The following is an 842-nucleotide window of genomic DNA, read 5'->3' on the forward strand; positions in this document are numbered from 1 at the left end:
CGTTACGCGGATCAATGCTGCCGTCTTCAAGGCGCATAGATGCATGTTGGATGCCGTAGAGGTTGCGCTTGCGGATGGTGAGTGGATCTTCACCCATGCGGCGAGCGATATCGTCCATCATCAGTTCGGCGGTGATCACACCTTGAGGGCCGCCAAAACCTCGATACGCCGTTGCAGAAACCGTGTGTGTCTTGCAGCGATAGCCGGTGACGGTTGCGTTGTTGAGATAATAGGCGTTGTCGCTGTGGAACATCGCGCGATCAACGATCGCATCGGATAGATCTGGCGAGTTACCGCATTTACCCGCTACGTTTATGATGGCACCTTGAATCACGCCGTCATCGTTCACCCCGACGGTGTAGTTATTCTGAAAAGCGTGGCGCTTACCCGTCATCACCATGTCGTCATATCGGCTCATACGGTACTTAACCGGACGACCTGTGTGATGCGCCAAAATAGAGGCAATACATGCGAGCGGCGCGGCTTGTGTCTCTTTACCGCCAAAACCACCACCCATGCGGCGGACTTCGACATTGACCTTGTTGATGCTGATATCAAGCACTTCGGCAACCAGCTTTTGCACTTCCGTTGGATGTTGGCTTGAGGTGTAGACGTTCATGCCGCCGTCTTCCGATGGGGCAACGGTTGATATCTGGCCTTCAAGATAGAAATGCTCTTGTCCCTTGATGTAAAGGTCGCCAGAGATCGTGTGTGGTGCTTCTTTCAATGCTTTGTCGGCATCACCACGCTTATGTTGGTGCGTAGGGCGCACGAAGAACTGGTCTTTCATCGCCTTGTCGACGGTGAGCGTCGGTTCTAGCTCTTTGTATTGAATTTGCGCC

At 53.2% G+C, this 842-nt stretch carries 1 protein-coding gene; it reads right to left on the bottom strand.

Features of this window, described 5'->3' with window-relative positions; translation table 11 throughout:
* The coding region (locus A3751_RS20730; RefSeq protein ID WP_156492695.1) for a molybdopterin cofactor-binding domain-containing protein at positions 1-842 on the bottom strand (842 nt) is incomplete at both ends.

The organism is Oleiphilus sp. HI0080, from assembly GCF_001635135.1.